1 protein-coding gene is annotated in these 1,340 nt (G+C 53.0%); it reads left to right on the top strand.

The features are described 5' to 3' along the window. Positions 1–171: 171 nt before the first annotated feature. Positions 172–1,340: elongation factor Tu (gene tuf / locus ADK28_RS29925; RefSeq protein ID WP_048795439.1), on the top strand; the 1,169-nt coding region annotated here is incomplete at its 3' end.

The following is a 1,340-nucleotide window of genomic DNA, read 5'->3' as shown; positions in this document are numbered from 1 at the left end:
GTTGGTAGAGCGCACCCTTGGTAAGGGTGAGGTCGGCAGTTCGAATCTGCCTATCAGCACCACTTCTTAATTTCTCGCCCCCTGATTTTCTTTCTGTTCTGGATTCAACGAGCAAATGCTTGGTTGATGTGGTGATACCACCGATTTATCCGTGTCTTAGAGGGACAATCGATGTCTAAAGAAAAGTTTGAACGTACAAAACCGCACGTTAACGTCGGTACTATCGGCCACGTTGACCACGGTAAAACTACCCTGACTGCAGCGATCACTACCGTACTGGCTAAAACCTACGGCGGTTCTGCACGTGCTTTCGACCAGATCGATAACGCGCCAGAAGAAAAAGCTCGTGGTATCACCATCAACACCTCTCACGTTGAGTATGACACCCCGACTCGCCACTACGCGCACGTTGACTGCCCAGGGCACGCCGACTACGTGAAAAACATGATCACCGGTGCTGCTCAGATGGACGGCGCGATCCTGGTAGTAGCTGCGACTGACGGCCCAATGCCTCAGACTCGTGAGCACATCCTGCTGGGTCGTCAGGTTGGCGTTCCTTTCATCATCGTATTCATGAACAAATGCGACATGGTTGATGATGAAGAGCTGCTGGAACTGGTAGAAATGGAAGTTCGCGAACTGCTGTCCGCTTACGACTTCCCTGGCGACGACCTGCCGGTAATCCGCGGTTCCGCGCTGAAAGCGCTGGAAGGCGAAGCTGAGTGGGAAGCGAAAATCATCGAACTGGCCGAAGCCCTGGACAGCTACATCCCAGAGCCAGAGCGTGCTATCGACAAGCCGTTCCTGCTGCCAATCGAAGACGTATTCTCCATCTCCGGTCGTGGTACCGTTGTTACCGGTCGTGTTGAGCGCGGTATCATCAAAGTTGGCGAAGAAGTTGAAATCGTTGGTATCAAAGACACCGTTAAGTCTACCTGTACTGGCGTTGAAATGTTCCGCAAACTGCTGGACGAAGGCCGTGCTGGTGAGAACGTAGGTGTTCTGCTGCGTGGTATCAAACGTGAAGAAATCGAACGTGGTCAGGTACTGGCTAAGCCAGGCTCCATCAAGCCGCACACCCAGTTCGAATCTGAAGTGTACATCCTGAGCAAAGATGAAGGTGGTCGTCACACGCCATTCTTCAAAGGCTACCGTCCACAGTTCTACTTCCGTACCACTGACGTGACCGGTACCATCGAACTGCCAGAAGGCGTAGAGATGGTAATGCCAGGCGACAACGTGAACATGGTTGTAACCCTGATTCACCCAATCGCGATGGACGACGGTCTGCGTTTCGCAATCCGTGAAGGCGGCCGTACTGTAGGCGCTGGTGTTGTTGC

Source organism: Serratia sp. 506_PEND (assembly GCF_001076875.1).
GTDB classification, from domain to species: Bacteria; Pseudomonadota; Gammaproteobacteria; order Enterobacterales; family Enterobacteriaceae; genus Serratia; species Serratia marcescens.
The sequence above is the reverse complement of the archived record's forward strand: the minus strand, read 5'-3'. Positions and strand labels throughout refer to the sequence as shown.